17 protein-coding genes are annotated in these 20,545 nt (G+C 73.3%); 6 read left to right on the top strand and 11 right to left on the bottom strand.

Annotated elements, in window-relative coordinates:
• Positions 1-64: 64 nt before the first annotated feature.
• From DT019_RS33695 to trxA, 5 genes are all read right to left on the bottom strand, one after another.
• Positions 65-1,453: a hypothetical protein gene (locus tag DT019_RS33695; protein ID WP_114040784.1), complete on the bottom strand. Its 1,389-nt coding sequence runs from the start codon at positions 1,451-1,453 to the stop codon at positions 65-67.
• Positions 1,450-3,000, bottom strand: coding sequence for a GT4 family glycosyltransferase PelF (gene pelF / locus DT019_RS33690; RefSeq protein ID WP_114040783.1), 1,551 nt, complete (start codon positions 2,998-3,000; stop codon positions 1,450-1,452). Before pelF ends, DT019_RS33695 begins: the two co-directional genes overlap by 4 nt.
• A 100-nt stretch (positions 3,001-3,100) precedes the next feature.
• Positions 3,101-5,212, bottom strand: a complete 2,112-nt coding sequence (locus DT019_RS33685; protein ID WP_114040816.1) for a hypothetical protein — start codon at positions 5,210-5,212, stop codon at positions 3,101-3,103.
• Positions 5,213-5,778: 566 nt separating this feature from the next.
• The gene (locus tag DT019_RS33680; RefSeq protein ID WP_114040815.1) at positions 5,779-6,312 is read right to left on the bottom strand and encodes a hypothetical protein; all 534 of its coding nucleotides are present in this window, start codon (positions 6,310-6,312) and stop codon (positions 5,779-5,781) included.
• Between the two features lie 294 nt (positions 6,313-6,606).
• Positions 6,607-6,972 carry a thioredoxin gene (gene trxA / locus DT019_RS33675; protein WP_114040782.1) on the bottom strand — a complete coding sequence of 122 codons (366 nt, stop codon included), beginning with the start codon at positions 6,970-6,972 and terminating at the stop codon, positions 6,607-6,609.
• A 127-nt stretch (positions 6,973-7,099) separates the two neighbouring features.
• Between trxA and DT019_RS33670 the strand changes: the two genes are divergently transcribed.
• Positions 7,100-8,539, top strand: coding sequence for a dihydrolipoyl dehydrogenase family protein (locus DT019_RS33670; RefSeq protein ID WP_114040781.1), 1,440 nt, complete (start codon positions 7,100-7,102; stop codon positions 8,537-8,539).
• Between the two features lie 11 nt (positions 8,540-8,550).
• On the opposite strand, the gene DT019_RS33665 is transcribed toward DT019_RS33670, so the two are convergent.
• From DT019_RS33665 to DT019_RS33655, 3 genes are all read right to left on the bottom strand, one after another.
• Positions 8,551-9,558 carry an SDR family NAD(P)-dependent oxidoreductase gene (locus DT019_RS33665; RefSeq protein ID WP_114040780.1) on the bottom strand — a complete coding sequence of 336 codons (1,008 nt, stop codon included), beginning with the start codon at positions 9,556-9,558 and terminating at the stop codon, positions 8,551-8,553.
• A gap of 65 nt (positions 9,559-9,623) precedes the next feature.
• Positions 9,624-10,352 (bottom strand): rhomboid family intramembrane serine protease, encoded by a 729-nt coding sequence (locus DT019_RS33660; protein WP_114040779.1) that lies wholly within the window; start codon positions 10,350-10,352, stop codon positions 9,624-9,626.
• 64 nt (positions 10,353-10,416) lie between these two features.
• Positions 10,417-11,634, bottom strand: coding sequence for an MFS transporter (locus DT019_RS33655; protein WP_114040778.1), 1,218 nt, complete (start codon positions 11,632-11,634; stop codon positions 10,417-10,419).
• A 59-nt stretch (positions 11,635-11,693) separates the two neighbouring features.
• Between DT019_RS33655 and DT019_RS33650 the strand changes: the two genes are divergently transcribed.
• The 4 genes from DT019_RS33650 (at position 11,694) to DT019_RS33635 (ending at position 15,672) form a co-directional block, all read left to right on the top strand.
• Positions 11,694-12,707 carry an ArsR/SmtB family transcription factor gene (locus tag DT019_RS33650; protein ID WP_114040777.1) on the top strand — a complete coding sequence of 338 codons (1,014 nt, stop codon included), beginning with the start codon at positions 11,694-11,696 and terminating at the stop codon, positions 12,705-12,707.
• A 14-nt stretch (positions 12,708-12,721) separates the two neighbouring features.
• Entirely contained in the window at positions 12,722-13,279 is a 558-nt protein-coding gene (locus DT019_RS33645) for a GNAT family N-acetyltransferase (RefSeq protein WP_114040776.1), read from the top strand.
• A 340-nt stretch (positions 13,280-13,619) separates the two neighbouring features.
• Complete coding sequence (locus DT019_RS33640; protein WP_147267376.1) at positions 13,620-14,876, top strand: phosphodiester glycosidase family protein; 1,257 nt, start codon at positions 13,620-13,622, stop codon at positions 14,874-14,876.
• Positions 14,877-15,120: 244 nt separating this feature from the next.
• Complete coding sequence (locus DT019_RS33635) at positions 15,121-15,672, top strand: MgtC/SapB family protein (RefSeq protein WP_114040774.1); 552 nt, start codon at positions 15,121-15,123, stop codon at positions 15,670-15,672.
• Here DT019_RS33635 and DT019_RS33630 read toward each other — a convergent pair.
• From DT019_RS33630 to DT019_RS33620, 3 genes are all read right to left on the bottom strand, one after another.
• Entirely contained in the window at positions 15,635-16,684 is a 1,050-nt protein-coding gene (locus DT019_RS33630) for a M4 family metallopeptidase (RefSeq protein WP_114040773.1), read from the bottom strand. The genes DT019_RS33635 and DT019_RS33630 overlap by 38 nt on opposite strands.
• Positions 16,685-16,792: 108 nt before the next feature.
• Positions 16,793-17,170: a tetratricopeptide repeat protein gene (locus tag DT019_RS33625; RefSeq protein WP_114040814.1), complete on the bottom strand. Its 378-nt coding sequence runs from the start codon at positions 17,168-17,170 to the stop codon at positions 16,793-16,795.
• A 107-nt stretch (positions 17,171-17,277) separates the two neighbouring features.
• The gene (locus DT019_RS33620) at positions 17,278-18,105 is read right to left on the bottom strand and encodes a hypothetical protein (RefSeq protein WP_114040772.1); all 828 of its coding nucleotides are present in this window, start codon (positions 18,103-18,105) and stop codon (positions 17,278-17,280) included.
• 365 nt (positions 18,106-18,470) lie between these two features.
• On the opposite strand from DT019_RS33620, the gene efeU reads away from it, so the two are divergent.
• Complete coding sequence (gene efeU / locus DT019_RS33615) at positions 18,471-20,510, top strand: iron uptake transporter permease EfeU (RefSeq protein ID WP_114040771.1); 2,040 nt, start codon at positions 18,471-18,473, stop codon at positions 20,508-20,510.
• Positions 20,511-20,545 lie beyond the last annotated feature (35 nt).

Here is a 20,545-nt window from a genome sequence, read left to right as displayed (position 1 = left end):
CATTCGGGTGCGGTGCGTGAGGCTGGGGTCCCGGCCGGGGCCGGGCGGGGCGCGGGTGCGGAGGTCAGGCGTGCGCGGTTGGCCGCCCGAGCAGATGCCAGGTGCTGCCCGTCAGGGCGGTGGCGGCGGCCGTACAACAGAGGAGTTCGGTGAGCGGCGCCGAGGGCGGTGCCAGCAGGGCGGACGAGGCGACACCGGCCGCCGCGGCCAGGCTGACGGCGGCCGGCAGCCAGGCGATCCCGAACGCCTGGAGCAGCAGCGCGGTCCACAGCAGCACCGCGAGCGCGAGCAGGGGCGCGGGCTCGGCCCCGGTGAGCAGTGCCGCGGGGAACAGCGGAAGCAGATAGACCAGGAGGCAGCCCGCGAGGATCGCGGCCGAGCGCCACCGGAAGGCGGCCGGGGTGGCCGTGGCCCGCAGCGCGGCGACCGACAGGCCCCGGTAGCGGTAGAGCAGCCATTCGGCGGGCCCCATGCTGAGCGTCAGCGCGATCACCGCGAGCGGATGGCGCTGTCCGGCGAACGCCACGAGCACACCGGCGGCGAGTCCGAACAGTCCGTACGGCAGCGACGTCACGAGGCGGGGAGTGGCCGGGGCGGCCGCGGCCGGTTCCTTCAGCGTCTCCCGCAGGCAGTGGGCGACGGCCGCGAGCACCAGGACCAGCGTGAGCGTGCTGAGCCCCACGCGCAGCGGCGGGCCCGGTTCCCGGAACGGCAGCGCTGCGGCGCCCGCCATCAGCGGGGTCAGTGCGCCGAGCAGCAGCCGCTCGCGGGCGAGGACCAGCAGGATTCCGGCGGCGGCCAGATAGCAGGACTGGCCCGCCACGAAGAACGCGGCGCGGCTCGGCCCGACGATCGCGAAGCCCGTGACGCAGGCGAGCAGGGCCCCGAGCGGCGCGCCCGCCAGCAGGGTGCGGGCCGCCTCGGCCCGGCCGGACGCCATCCGCAGATAGGCGCGGTGGCCGAGCCCCTGCCCCCACGCCCACGACACGAGGCCCGCCACGACCAGGGCGAGCACCGCGCGGTCGCTCTGCCACAGCTGCGCGGTCAGCGGATAGGCGAGCCCGGGCAGCGCGAACAGGGCGCCGCGCAGGGCGCACCGCACCGGGTCGGGTGCCCAGGGGTCGGCGGCGACGGGCGGCTCGGGAAAGCTGCGCGGCACCCTGCGGTAGAGGTCCTCGGCGAGCGCGAACAGATTGCGGTGGCCGTACTCGTCGGCGATCTGCTGGGCCGTCAGGCCCTCGGACTCCAGCAGGGCCGCGACCTCGTAGGCGTGCACCGCGGGCCCGATCTGCTCGGCGAGCTCGGCGGCGAGCCGGTCCACCGCCGCGTCCTTGCCCGAACGGCGCGGCCCCCGTCCCGGCAGGCGCAGCGTCATCATGGACTCGGTGGAGAGCCGGAGCGTCAGCGTGTCCTCGCGGCCGTCGGGCGGCTCCAGACGCAGGGGCCCGCTCACCCGGCCACCCGGCTCAGCTCGGCGGCCGGCGGACCGGCCGGCACCAGGCGCAGCGCCATCGTGGTGGCGTTGCCGTCGTCCCCTCGCCGCACCGGCACGGACCCGCCGCGTACGGAGAGTTCGAGGTAGATGGCCCGGAAGGTGTCGACGGTCTGGCGCAGGGTGAACTGTTCGACCACCCGGAGGCGGGCCGCTTCCCCCATCGCGGCCCGGCGCGCCGGATCACCGAGGAGTTCGAGCGCGGCCGCGGCCATCGCGCCCGGATCGCGCGGCGGCACCACGAGACCGGCCGGACCGACCGCCTCGCGCACCCCGCCCACGTCCGTCGAGACGGTGGCCCGCCCGCAGCTCATGGCCTCTATCAGGGTGAAGGGGAAGCCCTCGCTGATGCTGGACAGCATGACCACGTTGCCCGCGGCGTAGGCGTCCCTGATGTCGTCGACCCGGCCCTCGAAGGTGACCGCGCCGCCCTGGTCGAGCGAGTCGGCCAGCGCCTCGCAGCGCTCGCGGTAGGCCTCGCCGCCCCGGGGCGTGCCGCCGAACAGCCGCAGGCTCGCCCCGGGGAGCTCGCCGCGTACCTTCGCGAAGGCGCGGATGAGCGTCTCCAGGTCCTTGATCGGGTCGACCCGCCCGGCCCAGCTGAGGGTCGGCGCGGTGGGCTCGGGCCCGGCGGGCGGGAACGCCGCCGGATCGACCCCGTTGTAGACGGTGCGTATGAGCTGCGGATCGGCGCCGCCCTGCTCCTCCCACAGCCGGTTGTACTGGTTGCCCGGCGTGATCAGCGCGGCCTGCCGGTACGTCTCCTCGGCGAGCAGCCGGAAGAACCCGAGCAGTACCGCCTTGACGGGCCAGCGGTAGGGGGCGGTCCGGTAGCCGAGGTAGCGCTCGCGCAGATAGACGCCGTGCTCGGTCAACAGCAGGGGTACGCCGTGGAGTTCGGCCCCGACGAGCCCGGGCAGGACGGCCACTCCGCCACTGACGGCGTGCGAGACGCCCTGGCTGGGCGGTGTCGCGGCGAGCGGCCGCAGCGCGTGTTCCAGGAGCGCGGTCGCGGTGACCGCGTCGTGCAGGGTGGGGCGGGCCTCGCGCACCGCGAGACCGGGCCTGTTCCACACCTCGGTCAGGACGCGTATCGCCCGGTCGCCGCGGAGCGCGGGGCTGAGCAGGCCGTCCCGCGCGGCCCGGGCCATCTCGTACAGGGCGGGCGCGAACCCGCTCTCGGCCGAGGGGTCGAGCAGCGCGGTCAGGAAGCGTTCGTACGCCGTCATCAGGCGTCGCTCCTGACGGCCGCGCGGGGCCGTGCCGCCGGGCGCGGGGCCCCACATGGGGACCGAGACGGCTTCCGTGGCGTGCGGCGGAAGCTCCCACACGGTGGGCTCCCGGCCGGTGCCGGTGACCGCGATGATGTCGAAGTCGATGTCGGGCATTCCGGTGACGAGCTGGTCGCACCAGACGCTCACCCCGCCGTGGCTGTGCGGATAGGTGCCCTCGGTGAGCAGAGTGACCCGCGCCGCGCCGGAGCGGGGCGCGCGGTGTCGTACGTGCATGCATGCGCTCCGCGGCTGAAGAGAGCGGTGGGTGGTGAAGGCGGCCCGGCGGCCCGCCGCCGCGGCGACGGCGGGCCTTCGAAGCCGGGTGGGGCCGGGGTCAGCGCCGCTCGGCGGCGTAGGGGACCGGCTTGGTGACACCGGCGGGGACCGGCGTGCGCGGTGCGCGCTGCGGCGTGCCGTGATTGGCGGGCGGTGCGGGGCGGGAGAGCGGTGCCAGGGCTCCGGCCGGGGCCGGGGCGAGGGCCAGCGTGAGGCTGCTCTGCCCGGACGGCGCGGACACCCAGCCGGACACGCTCCCGGCGTAGGCCTGGCCGAACGCCACGGTGGTGCCGCCGGCGACCTGGACGGTGCCGTCGGGCATCGTCGCGGTGACGGCCACGCCCGCCGGGGCCTGTACGGTCACGCGGTCGCCGACCCGGTACGCGGTGACCCGGCCGGACTTGACCGCGGTGTTCCAGGCTCCGCGCCGGCGCAGCTCGGCGCCGATGTCCTTCATCCGCAGGTTCACCAGCGGGGCGCTGGGCGCGTAGAGGGCCTTGTACTGGTCGAGCACCCCGTCGAGTACGGGGTACCCGATCCGGTCCTCGGCGAGGTTGGACTGGTGGATGAAGTGCGGCCGCGGGTCGTTGCCCAGCACATGGCCGAGGGCGACCCGGGTCTCCAGGGGCACGATGTGGTCGGCGTAGCCGGTGGCCGTGCTGAGCGGCGCCGGAAGACAGGTGGTGTCGGGCAGGTCGTCGCACAGCCCGCTGCCGCCCTGGGTGCGGCTCGTGTAGATCCAGTTGTACTCGTCGACCTGCTCGGAGACGTGGCCCGCGTTGTAGAAGATGTTGATCGGATAGCGGGCCACGGTGGAGGCGGAGCCGACCTGGCGCTGCTCGGGGTCGCGCGACATGTCGGCGCCGAGCCAGTCGATCTTGTTGGCGGCGAGCGCGGGGGCCAGGTACGGGTTGTCCTGCGGCTGCTGCGGCAGGAGCTTCATCCCCGAGTGCTCCCCGGTGACGAGCTCATCCGGTTCGGTGGGCAGTGCGGCGCCCCGCGCCCACTGCTCGTTGTCGGATATCTCCTTGGATATCTCGGACTGGCTCACCCAGCGGGTCGAACCGTCCGGGTTGGTCGCGCACTTCCAGGGGACGGCCGAGACGTCCTGCACGCAGCCGAGGAAGGCGTGGTCGTAGGTGTGGTTGACCCAGCGGAACTCGGCCTTGTCCTTGACGAGTTCGTCGGCGAGGCCGTCGGTCCCGTTGTGGTTCTCGCGGTACTCCACGCTGCCGCCGCCGTTGTAGGCGAGGTCGAGCGTGAAGCCGCGCGACTTCTGCCAGGCGACGGCGTTGCGCACATCGGCCGGTGTCATCCGGATCGAGTCCTCGACGCCCTGCCCGGGCGGGCAGTCCACGTCGCCCGGGGTGCAGTTGAGGGCGGAGTCCCAGCGGTCGTCACCGGCGAACACGTCGTCCACGTGGACAGCGAAGTAGTTGCGCGAGGCGCCGAGCCGCACGTTCTGCGTCATCCAGTCGACCATGCCCCGGGCGAGCAGCTTGAACTGCTCCTGGTACTGGTTGTACGCGAAGGTGACGACCAGTTCCCGGCGCCCGTCGTGTCGGTACTCGCCGACGAGGCTGCCGTTGCCGGTCCGGCCGGGCATGGGCGCCTCGACGTAGCTCGTGAAGTCCGCGCCCGCGGCGGGCCGGGCGAGGAAGGCGTAACTCTCGCTCACCGCAGGCGAGTTGTCCTCGAACGGAACGCCGCCGTTGAGGTAGCCGAACGGGCCGGACCTCCGGCCCGCCGCGGTCACCTGAGCCTTGACGCCGTCCACGGGGCCGCTGTAGCCGGAGCTCGCGGCCGGCTCCAGGCCGACCTGCGGCCGCGCGTAGGTGTAGGCGTCGACCTGCGGGATCGCGTAGGCCTTCTCGTACGCGGCGAGCGCGGCCATTTCGGCGGAGCCGGTCGGGAAGGGGTTGTCGTTGGGCAGCACCACGGCCTGGAATCTGGCCCGCGGGGCGCCGTCGACGGTGTCGGCGAGGAACGCCTGGTCGATCACGGGGCGGCCCGACTGTTGGAGGTCGACCACGGTGTACGGCGTGCCCTCGCCGTCCAGTTCCGCGGTGATGGCCTCGGTGGCGGGCCCGCCGTCCGAGACGACGAGGACCAACAAGTCGACGCGCGGCGCGGACGTCGCCGAATACGCCGGCGCGGCCGGTAAGCCCATGGCGAGCAGAACGCCGCCGACCGCCAGGCCGGTGATGTTTCTGCCGCGGTGTCTGTTCCGCTTCACGCGGTGAAGTCCCCTCCCCTGGAGGCCCGTTGAGACTCCCCTGCCTGCCCGGGCCCCATGTACGACGCAACGGGCACGCCCCGATGAGAAGGGCCCGCCGTTCCGCTCTGACGCGTCACATAGTGCGGGTCTGCGAGGAGTTTTCGAGTGGCTACTGTGAAACATGACGAAAAACGGTAGCCGTCGTGATGGGGCGCAGACCGGTGCACAGGTTGGTGCGGCGCCTTCCGGCCGCCCCGCGCGGGATGCGCCGGGGCGGGGAAATCGGAGCGACCCGGCGGAGTAAACGCTTTCGGGGCAGGGGGCGCACGCGGGCGCGAACCAACAATGGTCCAGACAACTTACCTGTGAGAGTCGTGTCCCGTTTTCGGCCATGCGCGCGAAACGGGCGCTCGAACGGGGCGGGCGAGGGTCGCCCCCCGGACACACGAAACCGGCCGACCCGGGGGGTGGGGCCGACCGGCGGACGTGGACCGCCCGAGCGGGCGGTCGGCCGGGTGCTACCGAGTGCCGGCCGGGACGGGTGTGGCGCAATTGACCCGCGTCGTCGGGGAGTTGAAGACGCCGTCCTTGTGGCTCTGGCTGTCGTTGTACTCGTAGTAGACGTAACTGTAGAACGCGATGTTTCCGTTGCAGCCGGAGTCCGCCGCTATCTGCACCGGGACGGTGACGGTGCGGCTGGTGCCCGGCGCGACCGGGACGGAGTAGTTCACGCCGATCGAGGTGGTGCCGGTCCCGGTGCAGGTCACGCCCTCGCCGGAACAGGAGGCGAGCGCGTACTTGAGGTCCGGACGCTGGGTGGTCGCCCAGGTCGGCTGTACCGACTGGTAGACGAACCAGACGTCGGTGGTCTGGTTGTTCGTGAAGGTCATCTTCAGGTTGACCGTGCCACCGGGGGCCGTCGACGCCTGGTCGGCGCTGATGCTGACATCGGCGGCGGTGTCGGCGCTCGCCGACTGCCCCACGCCGAACAGGGCGAGGGAGGAGGCGAGTGCCGCGGCGAGGCCGAAACGCCTCAGGTGTGTGATTCGCATGAGGACGGAGAGTAGGAGCAGGCACACGCCACGTCCGCCGAATCCTCACACCGCCCACCCTCGGCTGGCTCGAACCCGGCGGGGGCGAACTGGCCGTGGATTGGCGCCGGTTGCCATCTTGACCCGGCCTCGGCCACAGCGTGCGGAAGGGACCCGGGCGCCCGCACCCGGGCGGCTGACCGGTAACCGACGCCCCGGCGGCGCCCAGCAATGGCGGATTCCGGCCCGGACATCACCGCGGCCCCCTCCCCGTCGGGGGAGGAGGCCACGGGTGAACGCTTGGCGGGGGCGGGGCTACTGCTGCTGCGCCGCCTCGACCGACTTGCGGACCTCGTCCATGTCCAGGCCGCGGGCCTGTCCGATGACGTCCTCAAGGGCGGCCTCGGGCAGCGCGCCGGGCTGCGCGAAGACCGCCACGTTGTCCCGGACGATCATCAGGGTCGGAATCGACCGGATCTCGAAGGCCGCCGCCAGCTCCTGCTGGGCCTCCGTGTCCACCTTCGCGAAGACCAGATCCTCATGGCGCTCGGAGGCGGCCTCGAACACCGGGGCGAACTGCCGGCACGGGCCGCACCAGGAGGCCCAGAAGTCGATCAGCACGAATCCGTTGTCGGACACGACCGAGTCGAAGTTCTCTTTGGTCAGCTCGACAGTCGCCATCACTTACACCTCTTCCCGGCCCCGGGGGGTGGGGCCGCCTCGCACAACCGCGTTCGCCGACGCGGTATTCCATCCTGGGCGGGTGCCCCCTGTGGCCTCCGTGTACACCGCACACCAGACTGGGCCCATGACGGAAGCCGAGGAATACGACGTGGTGGTGCTGGGCGCGGGGCCGGTGGGCGAGAACGTCGCCGACCGGGTGCGGGCGGCCGGCCTGAGCTGTGCGGTGGTGGAGAGCGAACTGGTCGGGGGCGAGTGCTCGTACTGGGCCTGCATGCCCAGCAAGGCGCTGCTGCGCCCGGTCGTCGCCCGTGCGGAGGCCCGCAGGGTGCCGGGGCTGCGCCAGGCGGTGCAGGGCCCGCTCGACGCGCAGGCGGTCCTCGCCCACCGCGACGAGTACACCTCCCACTGGAAGGACGACGGCCAGGTCGCCTGGCTCGACGGCATCGGCGCCCACCTCTACCGCGGCCACGGTCGCCTGTACGGCACCCGCAAGGTCAGCGTCACCAGCCCCGAGGGCGAGCACCACGTCCTCACCGCCCGGCACGCGGTCGCCGTGTGCACGGGCAGCCGCGCCCAGCTCCCCGACCTCGACGGCCTGGCCGACGTGAACCCGTGGACCAGCCGCGAGGCCACCAGCGCCCAGCAGGTGCCGGGCCGGCTCGTGGTGGTCGGCGGGGGAGTGGTGGCGGTCGAGATGGCCACCGCCTGGCAGGCCCTCGGCGCCGAGGTGACGCTGCTGGTGCGCGGCGACGGGCTGCTGCCCAGGATGGAGCCCTTCGCCGGGGAGCTGGTCGCCGACGCGCTGCGCGAGGCGGGCGCGGAGCTGCGCATGCGCACCTCGGTCACCGGTGTCGTACGCAACGTGGCGACCGGCGCGGTGACGGTGTCGGTGCGCGGCCCCGAGGGCGACGAGCGGCTGGAGGCCGACGAGATCCTCTTCGCCACCGGCCGCGCGCCGCGCACCGACGACATCGGCCTGGACACCATCGGCATCGAACCGGGCTCCTGGCTGCCCGTCGACGACTCCTGCCGCGTCGAGGGAAGCGACTGGCTGTACGCGGTCGGCGACGTGAACCACCGTGCGCTCCTCACCCATCAGGGCAAGTACCAGGCCCGGATCGCCGGAGCGGCCATCGCGGCCCGCGCCGCCGGGGCTCCGGTCCTGGAGAGCGACCGCTGGGGCGCGCACGCCGCGACGGCCGACCACGCGGCCGTCCCGCAGGTCGTCTTCACCGACCCCGAGGCCGCCTCGGCCGGGCTCACGCTGGCCGAGGCGCAGGCCGCGGGGCACCGGGTGCGCTGTGTCGACTACGACATGAGCGGCGTGGCGGGAGCCGGTCTGTACGCCGACGACTACCGCGGCCGGGCCCGCATGATCGTCGACGAGGACCGGAGCGTCGTGCTCGGTGTCACCTTCGTCGGCCCCGGCGTCGGCGAGCTCATCCACTCGGCGACGGTGGCCATCGCGGGAGAGGTCCCGGTGGAGCGCCTGTGGCACGCGGTCCCCTCGTACCCGACGATCAGCGAGGTGTGGCTGCGCCTCCTGGAGACGTACCGCGGCTGAGGACCCCGTCCCTAGGCCGCGAACGCGTCGACGCCGGTGAGCTCGGCCGAGAGCGCCCACAGCCGGGCGGCCTGCTCGGGGTCGGTGGCGTGCGGGCGGACGCCGGGGGTGAGCGCGTCGTGGTCGAGTTCGCCCCCGACGACGCCGTTCGCGCCCGGCGCCGCGGGCTCCGCGAGGTCGCAGTCCTCGCAGTAGACGCCGCCCAGGCCCGCGAGCCGCGGGGAGGTCGCCGCCCACACCTGGGTGGCGGCGCCCTGCTCGGGGGTCTTGAAGTCGAGCGACCAGTTGCCCTGCTCGTCGACCCAGCCCGCGGCGACGCGCTCCTCGTCGGACACGTGGCGGACGAGTGCCGTGTTGATCTCGCCCGGGTGCAGCGAGAACGCCCGCACGCCCGCGTCCCGGCCCAGGGCGTCGAGGTGGACGGCGAACAGCACGTTGGCCGTCTTCGCCTGCCCGTACGCCTGCCACTTGTCGTAGCCCCGGGTGAAGTGCGGGTCGTCCCAGCGGATGGCGGAGAGCTGGTGGCCGCGGGAGGAGACCGACACGACCCGGGCCCCGCCCGCGGCGAGGGCCGGCCACAGCCGGTTGACCAGCGCGTAGTGCCCGAGGTGGTTGGTGGCGAACTGGGCCTCCCAGCCCGGCCCCACCCGGGTCTCGGGGCAGGCCATCACCCCGGCGCTGTTGACCAGGATGTCGAGGGCGCGGCCGGTGGCGAGGAAGCGGTCGGCGAAGGCGCGCACGCTGTCGAGGTCGGCGAGGTCCAGCGCGTCGACCTCGACGCCGGGCAGGCCCGCCACGGCGGCGCGGGCCACATCGAGCCGGCGGGCGGGCACCACGACGCGTGCGCCCGCCCCGGCGAGCGCACGTGTCGTCTCCAGGCCGAGCCCCGAGTATCCGCCCGTGACGAGGGCGAGCCGCCCCGTGAGGTCGGCCCCGGCCAGGACGTCCGTGGTGGTGCTGTGGGCCCCGAATCCGGATCCGATGGCGTGCTGGGGAGTGTGCTGTGCGGAGTGGGTCATGCCTAAGACGCTACGAGTTGGAGTGCGCTCTCAGTCAATCTCCCCGTTCTGTACGGGGGTTGGACTCAGTGGCCCTCCAGGTCGCGCTCCGGTTCCGGGGCGTCCTCGGGGGCGCGCCCGCCCGGTCGCACCGCCGCCGGGTCGGCCGCGACCGGCTTCCACACGCGCGGCCAGCGGCGCTGCACGAGGGCCGCGAGCAGACCCGCGACGATGCCGGTGATCATGGGTTCGCCGTGGCCGTCGCCGAGCAGCAGCAGGACCGCGCCGTCCACGCAGATGGCGGCGGCGAGCAGCGAGTGGCGCCGCCCGGGGCGGGTCAGCAGGGCGAGCCCGGCGATGCTGGTGGCGAGGCGGAAGGTCAGGCCCGAGTTGCCGCCCCCGGGCGGCCCGTGGACCAGGAAGGTGTCCACGCTGAACACGAGCAGGAGCGCCGGCACGAGCGCCAGCAGCATGCGGGTGCCCCACACGCGCTCGGCGGCGTAGCCGATCAGGGCCAGGACGAAGAGGTTGAACGCGGTTCCGCCGACCCCGCCGTCCTGCACCATGAAGGAGGTGTACGCCCGCCACCACTGGCCGTGGTCGATGATCTGGTCGGAGTCGCGGTGCAGGGCGTCGTAGATCCCCGGGAACGCGAACTGGAGCAGGGAGGGGACCGCCACGATCAGCCAGAGACCGACCGCCACCCTCGGCGGCCTGCGCGGACTGAACGTGAGCTGGGGCAACCCGTCCATGACCTTCATGACCAGGACGATCATTAAGACGTAGAGGGCGGGCGACAGAAGATGGTCGGTCATGACCCCTATCTACCCCGTGGCCTTCGCGTCCTGCCGACACCACGCGGTATCGGCCATGCCCGCCTCACGCCTCGGACACGGGCTGCGGTGCGCGGCCCCGGGCCTCAACGGGCCCCCGGCGACCGCGAATTCGGCCTGATCCCGCCGTGAGCAGCAGCGTCACCACGATCGACGCCGCCGCCATCACCGCCATGGCCGTCCCGGGCGAGGTCCGCTGGGCGGCCGTGCCCGCGAGGGCGGCGCCCACACCCTGGAACGTGAGCATCCCGCTGGTGTGCAGCCCCAGGGCCTGGCCCGTCATGCGGTCCGGGACCAGGGCCATCAGCCGCTCCTGGTTGAGCAGGCTCGCCGCGTATCCGACGGAGGCCAGCGACACGGCAGCGACGATCACCGGCAGCGGCGGGTGCGCGGCCAGGGCCGCATAGGGCGCGGCGAGGAGCAGCAGGAACGGGGTGGCGAGCCGGGCGCGCCAACCCGGGGGCAGGAAGCGGCCGGTGACGGTGTCCCCGGTGAGCATGCCCAGCGCCGCCGAGGCGAAGAGCAGCCCCGCGTGGTCGGGTGCGTACGGCACGAAGAGCGATTCGCAGCCGACGACCAGGCCGTTCGGCACCCACAGGGCGAGGTAGAGGCGGCGGCGTGAACCGTCCGCCCACAGGCGGGAGTTGACGCGCCATGTCTGGCTGACCGAGGGCCGCCCCGAGGCCCGCGGCGGGCGCGGGGCGAGGCGCAGGCGGGCGACGCCCGCGGCGGCCGCGTACAGGGCGGCGCCCGCGAGCAGGGTGCCGCGCGGGGAGAGGGCGGCCACGAGGACGCCGCCGAGGGCGAATCCGCAGATCTGCGTGAGGCCCGTGCCCATGTTGAGCACCGAGCGGCCCAGGAGGTAATGCGCCCTCGGCAGGATCTCGTCGAGCAGCCCGTACCGGACGCCGCCGCCCACCGAGGTCACCAGGCCCTGGCAGAGCAGCACCGCGAACACCGCGCCGACGGGCAGGCCCGGGACGGTGAGCACGGCGGTGCTCACCGCGCAGGTCAGCGCGATCGCGGTCGTCGCGGCGCGTGGTGCGACGCGGTCGGCCGCCGACATCAGCAGGCCGGCTCCGATCACCTGGGTGAAGGAGGTGCCGAACATGCTCAGCGCCGAGAGCAGCGGCGAGGCGGTCGCCGCGTAGACGAGGGTGGCCAGTGCCAGGCCGCTGACCGTCGCCGCGGCGACCTGGAGGGAGCAGACGAGGAAGAACGGAGTGAATTCCGGGGTGCGCAGCAGGCCGCGGTAGGTGGGCATGACGGGGAGTCTCGGGGTGCGTACCGCGCGGACGTTACTGTTGCGCGGGGAGGCGAAACATGGGGTGGTGGCAGGTCGGCGCGGACACGCTCGCGGGCAGCCGGTTCCTGGTCTCGCCGCTGGCCGAGACCACGGCCACCCTCTTCGCGCTCCTCGCCCCGGTGGCCCGCCACCCCGGCGAGCGGGCCTGGTTCGATGCCCATCTGCCCGCGTTCCGGGCGCGGTTGGCGGCCGACCCGGTCACCGCGCGGCTCGTGCGCGCCGTGCGCAGCGCCCACTGGACGGCGGACTATCTCGTGCCGACACCGACCGGTGACGGTGAGCGGTCGTTCCACGAGGAGCTGGCGGAGATCAGGGACACCCCGGCCGCGGTCGTGCACGCCGACCTCGCCGAGACGATCGGCGGCCCGCTGCCCGCCTCCCTGCGCGGCCCCGATCTCCAGCACCGCACCGCGGACCTGCTCGACTGGCTGTGGACGCGGGTGGTGGGCCCGGACTGGGCCCGGCGGCGCCGGATCATGGAGGCCGACATCATCGCGCGCACCGGGCAACTGAGCCGGGGCGGCTGGGCGGCGGTGCTCGACGACATGCGGCCCGGGATGCGCTGGCTCGGCGACAGCCGGCTCCAGATCAACGTGCAGGACCGCCCGCCGCGGGACATCTCGGCGGCCCACCTGCTGTTCCTGCCGGTCACCCCGCGCCCCTGCTGGGTCACCTGGGACGACCGGGGGCACTACGGCATCGTCTACTCGTGTGCGGGAGCGCTCGCCGAGCCCGCCCGGCCGGCGGCGCCCCAGGCCCTGGGCGCGCTGCTGGGACCGGCCCGCGCGGGCGTGCTCGCCCTGCTCGACGCCCCGAAGAGCACGAGCCACCTGGTGGCGCTCACCGGCCAGGGCCTCGGCTCGGTGGGCCGCCACCTCAGGATCCTGCTCGACGCCGGGCTGGTCGGACGGCGCCGCTCGGGCCGCTCGGTCCTCTACTACCGGACCCCGGCCGGGGAGGTCCTGGTCGCGGCGCCGGGCGGGGGCGCAGGCGTGCGGCCCGGCCCGGAAGGAGGGGCGCAGATCCGGTGAGTAATACTCTCCTCATGACTTCACGCGTTACGGGTGGGGGCCGCGACGAGCGCGCCGGGGCGAGCGTCCGCCGGGCGAGCGCCCGCGACGCCAGACGGCTGACCCGCCTGGTCCGCACCTCCAGCGCCTACGAGGGCCCGTACGCGCCGATGATCGCCGGATACCGGGTGGGCCCGGACTACATCGAGACCCATCGGGTCCATGTCGCCGTCGGCCAGGACGGCCGGATCCTCGGCTTCTACGCGCTGGTCCTGAGCCCGCCCGAACTGGACCTGATGTTCGTCGCGGACGACGCACAGGGCCGGGGGATCGGGCGCCTCCTCATGGACCACATGAAGCGCGAGGCGCGCGCGGCCGGACTGGCCGGCGTGCGGATCGTCTCCCATCCGCCCGCCGAGGGCTTCTACCTCGGCGTGGGGGCGCGGCGCGTCGGTACTGTCGTGGCCCGCCCGCCCGCGGTGATGTGGGACCGTCCCGAGCTCGAACTTCCCACGGGGGAAGGGCCGTTGGTGTCTTCGGGGCCGCTCGGCCAGGCCCCCTTCGGGGCCGACGGGGCGTCCTCGGTCGTGTAGTCGGCAGGTGGCCTGCCGCAGGCCCGGGCGGCGCGGTGCGCGGGCTCCGAGAGGTTCACCGCACGGCCGGGAGATCGTCCCTGCGGCCGTGTCCGACAGCTCCGCCCACCGGCAGCCGCCCCCTGCTCCGGGCCGGATGAAACCCCATCACCTCACGCAGCGTCGTGCGCGCCGGCGGCGGCCAGAGGGTAATCCGGTCGCCCGGCCCCGGTCGATATGTCGGAAAAGCGCGCTTAGGTTGTGAAACGGCACGGCGGCCGACTCACGACTGTCGTCCGCGGAGGAGCGAGACCTCCGTGCGATGGACCGCGAGGTCCCGAGCAGGCCGAGAGAGGGCGACATGGCGCACAGGTCGGGACGGCCGAACGGCGGCGGCGTCGAGGGCGAACGGAACGGACCCGACCCGATGGCCCCGCGCGACGCGGCACCACCCCGCCGACGGCGCCTGGTGCCGTGGCGGCCCCGGAGCGCACTGACGCCGCATCAGCTCAAGCGGCGCAGGCTGGCCACCCGCGGCGCGCTCGCGGTGGGCGTGCTCTGTGTCGGCACCCTCGGCTACTCGGTGGGGGAGGCGCTGACCTACCCCGGTGACGACAGCACGGCGGCGCGGCTGGCCGGCTGGGCCCGCGAACACCGGCTCGGTCCGGTCGTCGACAAGCTGGAGAACCTCCAGTACGAACTCGACCCGCCGCAGGTGGGCGGGGACCTGCCGGGTGAGGCGCTGGCCCGGATGAAGGCGACGGCCCCGGCCGTGCCGGTCCGCCACCAGGAGATCCCGCTGCGCGCCCCGATGCGGCCGCTGGTCGCCCCGGCGCTGCCGGGGGAGGGCGTGTGGCGGGTCCTGAGCGCCGCGCACGGTGAACCCGTGGTGCAGGGCACCTACGTACGGCCCGACCGCGACCACACCTCCTATCAGGCGGCCGTCGCCTGGATCAGCGGTACGAAGGCCCGCTTCGAACTGCACCCGGGAGTGCGCGAGCCCGGCGGCACGTTCTCCGTGCCGCCCACCATCCCGAAGGGCAGGCGCACCGGCCTCCTCGCCACATGGAACGGCGGTTTCAAGATCACCGACGGTGGTTCGCGCGGCGGCTTCTACCTCGACGGCGAGACGGCGGGGAGGCTGCGCGACGGCGCGGCCTCGGAGGTCTTCTACCGGGACGGCTCGATCAGGATCGGCGTGTGGGGGCGTGACATGGCGATGACGCGCGACGTGGTCGGCGTACGCCAGTGTCTTGAGCTCATGGTCGACAACGGCAGGGTCGTGCCCGACATCGACGTCGACTCCAAGTGGGGCGCCACCGACCAGAGCCGGATGTTCGTGGAGCGCTCGGGGGTCGGTGTGACGGCGCAGGGCGACGTCATCATGGTCGTCGGGCAGGCGCTCACCGCCCGGAGCCTCGCCGAACTCATGCAGCAGGCGGGGGCCGTGCGGGCGATGCCGCTCGACATGAACCGCGCCTGGCCCTCCTTCATGAGCTACGACCCGGCGCAGGACCCCGCCGACCCGAAGCCCACCAACCTGCTCGACTTCGAGAATCCGCCCGAGCGCTACTACAACCAGGCGACCCGGGACTTCGTGGCCGTGTACGGGAAGTGAGGGGCGGTCCGGCACCCGGGTATTTGCGCAGATATGCAAATAGCGGGTAGGGTCGACAGCCGGTCCCCAGCGGGACCAGGAGCCCGGGAAGGGGGTGAGGACATGGAGCGAAGTCACAGCGGCGCGGACCGGCGACGGTCCCCCCGCTCCCCGTCCCCACACCCCTCCGGTCGGCGGTAGCGCCCACGACGCGCCGCCGGGCCGGTGCGTCCGGCCGGTCCCGGCCGGGTGAGAGGAGCTCCCCGTGTCCACCCTCACCACTTTCGACTTCGCCCTGCGGCTCGCCGTCGGCGTCGGCTGCGGCGCCCTGGTAGGCGTCGAGCGGCAGTGGCGCGCCCGCACCGCGGGGCTGCGCACCAACGCCCTCGTCGCCGCCGGGGCCACCTTGTTCGTCCTCTACAGCGAGGCGGTCGGCGACGCGGGCAGCCCCACCCGGGTCGCGTCCTACGTCGTCTCCGGCGTCGGCTTCCTGGGCGGAGGCGTCATCCTGCGCGACGGCGCCTCCGTCCACGGCCTCAACACCGCCGCCACCCTGTGGTGTTCGGCGGCGCTCGGGGTGCTCGCGGCCTCGGGCCGGCTCGACCTCGCGCTGCTCGGCACCGTCACCGTGCTCGCCGTGCACCTGCTGCTGCGACCGGCCGGGCGGCTGATCGACCGCGCGCCCCAGCGCGATCCGGACGCCTTTGATGCCGAGGACGTGCGGGACGAGACGCGCGCGACGGTCCCGTGCGCCCGGCCGGTCGTGGAGCGTGCCCGCGTCAGGTCGCCGGCACGCCGACCTGGGACCAGGCCTTGAGCACCGCCCCGATCTCGTCGCCCTCGCCGAACAGGCCGCGCGCCGTCGCCGCGGTCAGCCGGGCGAAGTCGGCGAACTGGGCGTCCGCCGCGAGCTCGCCGCCGGTGAGCGCGGCGTACCAGATCTTCCCGGCCCGCTCCCAGGCGTTGCCGCCGAGTGCCGTGGCCACCAGGTAGAAGGCGTGGTTGGGGATGCCCGAGTTGATGTGCACCCCGCCGTTGTCGCTGCTCGTGCGCACGTAGTCGTCCATGGCGGCCGGTTGCGGGTCCTTGCCGAGCCGCGGGTCGTCGTACGCCGTGCCGGGGGCCCTCATCGAGCGCAGCGCGTCGCCGTGGACGTCCGGGCCGAGCAGCCCCGCGCCGATGAGCCAGTCCGCCCGGTCGGCGCTCTGGCCCAGCGCGTACTGCTTGATCAGCGAGCCGAACACGTCGGACACGGACTCGTTGAGCGCGCCCGACTGGCCGAAGTACTCCAGGTTCGCGGTGTACTGCGTGACGCCGTGGGTCAGTTCGTGGCCGATGACGTCGACCGGCAGCGTGAAGTCGAGGAACAGCTCGCCGTCGCCGTCGCCGAACACCATCCGCTCGCCGTTCCAGAAGGCGTTGTCGTACTTCGCGCCGTAGTGCACGCTCGCGTTCAGCGGCAGCCCCGAGCCGTCGATGGAGTGGCGTCCGTAGGCCTTGAGATACAACTCGAACGTGGCACCCAGGCCCGCGTGCGCCCGGTTGACGGTGGCGTCGGCCGAGGGCTGATCGCTCTCGGCGTGCACCTTCCTGCCGGGCAGCGTCTCCAGGTGCCCGGCGTCGTAGATGGTGCGCTGGGGCTTGTCGGACGGCGTGCCGGCGGGGGCGGCGGCGCCGCGGACGGTGGTGATCCGGCGCTGGGTGCGCAGCAGGGAGTCGTGCTCCAGGGTGCGGCGCGCGGGCTCGTGCAGGGCGGGGTCCTCGTGCTGGGCGAGGTGCTCGAGGATGTGGGGAGGTACGACGGTGCAGAAAACGGCGGATTGGTTCATGCGCAGCAATGTGGCACAGCGTGATGAAGCTGTCACTGGGTGCAGTCGGGTTGGCCGGAAAGTGCTGCCCGACGGGCGCCCCTCGCCGACGAGGGGCGCCCCGCGCCCTCAGGCTCGGTCGGGGGCGGGGAGGTCGCCCGCCATGGCCGCGGCCACCCGCAGGTACGGCGCCGCCTCGACCGGGCGGCCCTGGCGCTCCAGGGTGCGGCCCAGCATGAGCAGGGCGTACTGCTCGACGGGGTCGCGTTCGAGGACCGTGCGCAGTTCCGCCTCCGCCTTCCGCAGGCGGGCCGAGTGGTAGTAGGCCCGCGCGAGCAGCAGGCGCGGCGCCACCTGCTCGGGCACCTCGGCGACCAGGCCGGTCAGGATGTCCGCGGCCGTGACGTACTCCTTGGCCTCGAAGAACATCCGGGCCCGCTCCCAGCGCTCGGCGGGGGTCCCGAACTCGTAGTAGCTGTCGGGTGCTTCACTGCGTACGGCGGTCATCGGCTCGTCCTGTCCCGGGCCCCGGATGCCGGGGCCGTGCACCCCGCTCAACACCGCGGTGTTGTTGAACATTCCACCATCTTGCGGGGCGCGGAAGTGGGCTCCGGTCAGGCGGCGGGCTGCTCGGGCGGGGTGTCCTTGTGGCTGACCGCGAGGTAGGCGACCAGGGCGACGATCGGGACGATCAGGGCCAGCGTCACCGGGCCGGTGCCCCAGCCGAGCCCGTTGCGCGTGGTGGGGACGCCCATCCAGTCGGCGAAGGACGCGCCGAGCGGCCTGGTCAGGACGTACGCCCACCAGAAGGCGGCCACCGCGTTGAGCCCGAGGAAGCGGCCGGACAGGGCGGGCACGGAGATCAGGGCGGCGAAGAGGAAGCCCGACGCGAGGTAGCCGAGCTTCAGCGTGCCCGCCGTCAGGTCGCCGACCGCGGTGCCCAGCGCGAAGGTCGCGAGCACGGTCGCCCAGTAGAAGACCTCGCGGCGGCGGGTGCGGATGCTGTGGATCGACAGCGTCCGCTCGCCGGCGTACCAGGCGATGAGGACGGCGGCCAGCGCCACGGTGAAGGCGACCGTGGAGACCGTGTAGGGAATGCCGACCACCACATGCACGACGTCGGCGGCCATCGTGCCGAACACGCTGACCATCACGATCGCCGACCAGTACGTCCACGGCCGGTACCGGTCGCTGCGGAACTGCGCCACCAGCGCGATGACCAGGCCCGCGAGTCCGAGCCCTCCGGCCGGGATCGGGCCGAGGGTGCGGCCGAGGAAGTCGGACGCGGTCTCGCCCATGCCGGTGGTGAGCACCTTGACGATCCAGAACAGGACGGTGACCTCGGGCACCTTGCTCCAGGCGGAGTCGCCCGCGCGTGCGGCCCGGCGGGTCCCTCCCCGTGGTGCGGGCCTGGTCGTCGCCTCGCTGCTCGGCTGCCCCATCGTCGTTCCTGCCCTCCCGGCGCAGCGCGCCCAGCCCTCAACCGCCCCTGATGCGGGCATGGTTGGGCCCATGAGTCCGATCCGGGAGTGATCGCCACCCGGTGAATGTCTACGCGACTGTAGACGATGGAGCTGTGGGCGCCGGGGGGAGGGGGTGGGCCCGGAGCGCGGCCCAGCACGCGCCGGGCCAAAACCGTCCGCGGGGCGCCGGCCCCGCACCCGGCCGGTGGGGCCGCGATCGCTGCCCGACCACCCCGTGGAAACCACTTGACTACACCTGTGTAGACGTCTCACAGGCTCTGTGATTAAGGTATGCCTTCGCTAACTGAGGCGAGGCACGCCTTTGCAGGGCTGGGGAGAACGGCATGTGGGACGACGCGTTTCCAAGCTTCTTGATCGGATTGAGGGAGGGGCTTGAGGCAGGGCTGATCGTCTCGATCCTGGTCGCGACACTGGTGCGCGCCGAGGCCAAGTCCCGCCTGCCCCAGGTGTGGACCGGCGTGCTCGCCGCGGTCGCGCTCGCGATGAGCTTCGGCGCGGTGCTCACCTTCACCGCCGCCAGCATGTCCGGGACCGCCCAGGAAGCGTTCGGCGGCACGCTCAGCGTGGTCGCCGTCGCCTTCGTCACGGCTATGGTGTTCTGGATGCGCCGCTCGGCCCGCAGCCTCTCCGGCGAGATCAAGGAGAAGGTCACCGGAGCGCTGGCCATGGGCGCGGGCATGCTCGTCGTCACCTCGTTCCTCGCGGTCGGCCGCGAGGGCCTGGAGACCGCCCTGTTCCTGTGGACCACGGCCCGCGCCGCCGGCGAGTCGGCGGGCCCGATGATCGGCGCCGGGGTCGGCATCGTCATCGCCGCCGGGCTCTGCTGGGGCCTGTACCGCCGGGTCCTGAAGATCAACCTCACGAAGTTCTTCACCGCCACCGGCGCCGTGCTCATCGTCATCGCCGCCGGAGTGCTCGGCTACGGCCTGCGGGATCTCCAGGAGGGCGGGGTGCTGCCCGGCAAGTCCGCGTACGCCGTTGACCTGAGCCAGAGCATCGACCCGGGCGCCTGGTACAGCACCCTCGTCCAGGGCGTGTTCAACCTGACGCCGACGATGACCTGGCTCCAGGTCGTCGCCTACGTCGGCTACCTCGCCGTCGTGATGACCCTGTTCGTCCGGGGCGTACGCACGGTGGCCGAGAAGCCTGCCAAGGCAGCGGAACCCGCCGAGGGTGAACCCGCCGCAGCCGGGGTGCCCGCGCGACGGCGGCCCGCCTGGGTGGTCCCGGTCGCGGTCGTCGCCGTACCCGCCGTCATCGCGGGCGCCGTCGTCGCCCTCAGCGGGTCCAAGCCCGCCGACGCCCAGACCGTCGCGGTGTCCGAGAAGGAGTGCGGCAAGGGATTCAGCGCGCCCAAGCCCGGCCGCCAGACCTTCCAGATGCACAACACCGGCGACAAGGCCTCCGAGGTCTACCTCATCGACCCGGCGAGCAACGCGGTGTACGGCGAGATCGAGGGCCTGGCCCCCGGCACCACCCGTGACCTCGTCGCCACCGTCGCGGGCGGCTCCTACGCCTGGCGCTGCGTGCCGACCGGAGGCAAGGCCGTCACCTCCGCCTCCGTACGCGTCAGCGGCGGCGGCGCGGCCAAGGCGGTCGTGCCGGTCTCCGAGGCCGACCTGGCCGCGCCCCTGACCGCGTACAAGAGCTACGTGAACCAGAACCTGGCCACCCTGGTCGCCCAGACCAAGCAGCTCAGCGACGACATCGCGGGCGGCAATCTGGACGCCGCGCGCACCGACTGGCTCACCGCGCACCGCACCTACTCCTCGCTCGGTGCCGCCTACGGCACCTTCCAGGACTTCGACAAGAAGATCAACGGACGCACCGCGGGTCGCCCCGACGGCGTGAACGACAAGGACTTCACGGGCTTCCACCGGGTCGAGTACGGCCTGTGGCACGGCCAGGCGGCGGGCGACCTCGCCGCCCCCGCGGCCCGCCTCGCCGAGGACGCGGCGGGTCTCCAGAAGGCGTTCCCCACCCAGGACTTCGACCCGGGCGACCTGCCGCTGCGCACCCACGAGATCCTGGAGAACACCCTCCAGTTCGAGCTGACCGGCGACGCCGACCAGGGCAGCGGAACCTCCCTCGCCACCGCCGACGCCAACCTCGCCGGTACCCGCGAGCTCCTCGGCGTCCTGCGCCCGCTGCTCGCCTCCCGCGACGCCCAGCTCCTGCCCAGGGTCGACGGCGACATCGACCGGGTGCAGAAGCTGCTCGACGCCGCCCACCACGACCAGGCCTGGACGCCCGTCGACAAGCTGGACGCCACCGCCCGCGCCCGGCTCAACGGCGCGACCGGCCAGCTCCTCGAGGACCTGGCCCCGGTGCCGGACCTCCTGGAGATCCGGAAGTCCGCCTGATGCCCGCCGAACGATCTGCCGCACGCCCCGAAGGG

The sequence above is a fragment of the Streptomyces sp. SDr-06 genome (genome assembly GCF_003324565.1).
In the GTDB taxonomy this organism is placed as follows: domain Bacteria; phylum Actinomycetota; class Actinomycetes; order Streptomycetales; family Streptomycetaceae; genus Streptomyces.
Note: the sequence above shows the minus strand (reverse complement) of the source record. Positions and strands in the feature narration are given on the sequence as shown.

Bases quoted from the DNA above. Each gene is read 5' to 3' on its own strand.
- trxA (WP_114040782.1), bottom strand. From the start codon at position 6,972: ATGGCGACTGTCGAGCTGACCAAAGAGAACTTCGACTCGGTCGTGTCC.
- DT019_RS33670 (WP_114040781.1), top strand. From the start codon at position 7,100: ATGACGGAAGCCGAGGAATACGACGTGGTGGTGCTGGGCGCGGGGCCG.
- DT019_RS33630 (WP_114040773.1), bottom strand. From the start codon at position 16,684: ATGAACCAATCCGCCGTTTTCTGCACCGTCGTACCTCCCCACATCCTC.
- DT019_RS33625 (WP_114040814.1), bottom strand. From the start codon at position 17,170: ATGACCGCCGTACGCAGTGAAGCACCCGACAGCTACTACGAGTTCGGG.
- DT019_RS33650 (WP_114040777.1), top strand. From the start codon at position 11,694: ATGGGGTGGTGGCAGGTCGGCGCGGACACGCTCGCGGGCAGCCGGTTC.
- DT019_RS33640 (WP_147267376.1), top strand. From the start codon at position 13,620: ATGGCGCACAGGTCGGGACGGCCGAACGGCGGCGGCGTCGAGGGCGAA.
- DT019_RS33685 (WP_114040816.1), bottom strand. From the start codon at position 5,212: ATGGGCTTACCGGCCGCGCCGGCGTATTCGGCGACGTCCGCGCCGCGC.
- DT019_RS33665 (WP_114040780.1), bottom strand. From the start codon at position 9,558: ATGACCCACTCCGCACAGCACACTCCCCAGCACGCCATCGGATCCGGA.
- pelF (WP_114040783.1), bottom strand. From the start codon at position 3,000: ATGCACGTACGACACCGCGCGCCCCGCTCCGGCGCGGCGCGGGTCACT.
- DT019_RS33680 (WP_114040815.1), bottom strand. From the start codon at position 6,312: ATGCGAATCACACACCTGAGGCGTTTCGGCCTCGCCGCGGCACTCGCC.
- DT019_RS33660 (WP_114040779.1), bottom strand. From the start codon at position 10,352: ATGACCGACCATCTTCTGTCGCCCGCCCTCTACGTCTTAATGATCGTC.
- DT019_RS33620 (WP_114040772.1), bottom strand. From the start codon at position 18,105: ATGGGGCAGCCGAGCAGCGAGGCGACGACCAGGCCCGCACCACGGGGA.
- DT019_RS33655 (WP_114040778.1), bottom strand. From the start codon at position 11,634: ATGCCCACCTACCGCGGCCTGCTGCGCACCCCGGAATTCACTCCGTTC.
- DT019_RS33645 (WP_114040776.1), top strand. From the start codon at position 12,722: ATGACTTCACGCGTTACGGGTGGGGGCCGCGACGAGCGCGCCGGGGCG.
- efeU (WP_114040771.1), top strand. From the start codon at position 18,471: ATGTGGGACGACGCGTTTCCAAGCTTCTTGATCGGATTGAGGGAGGGG.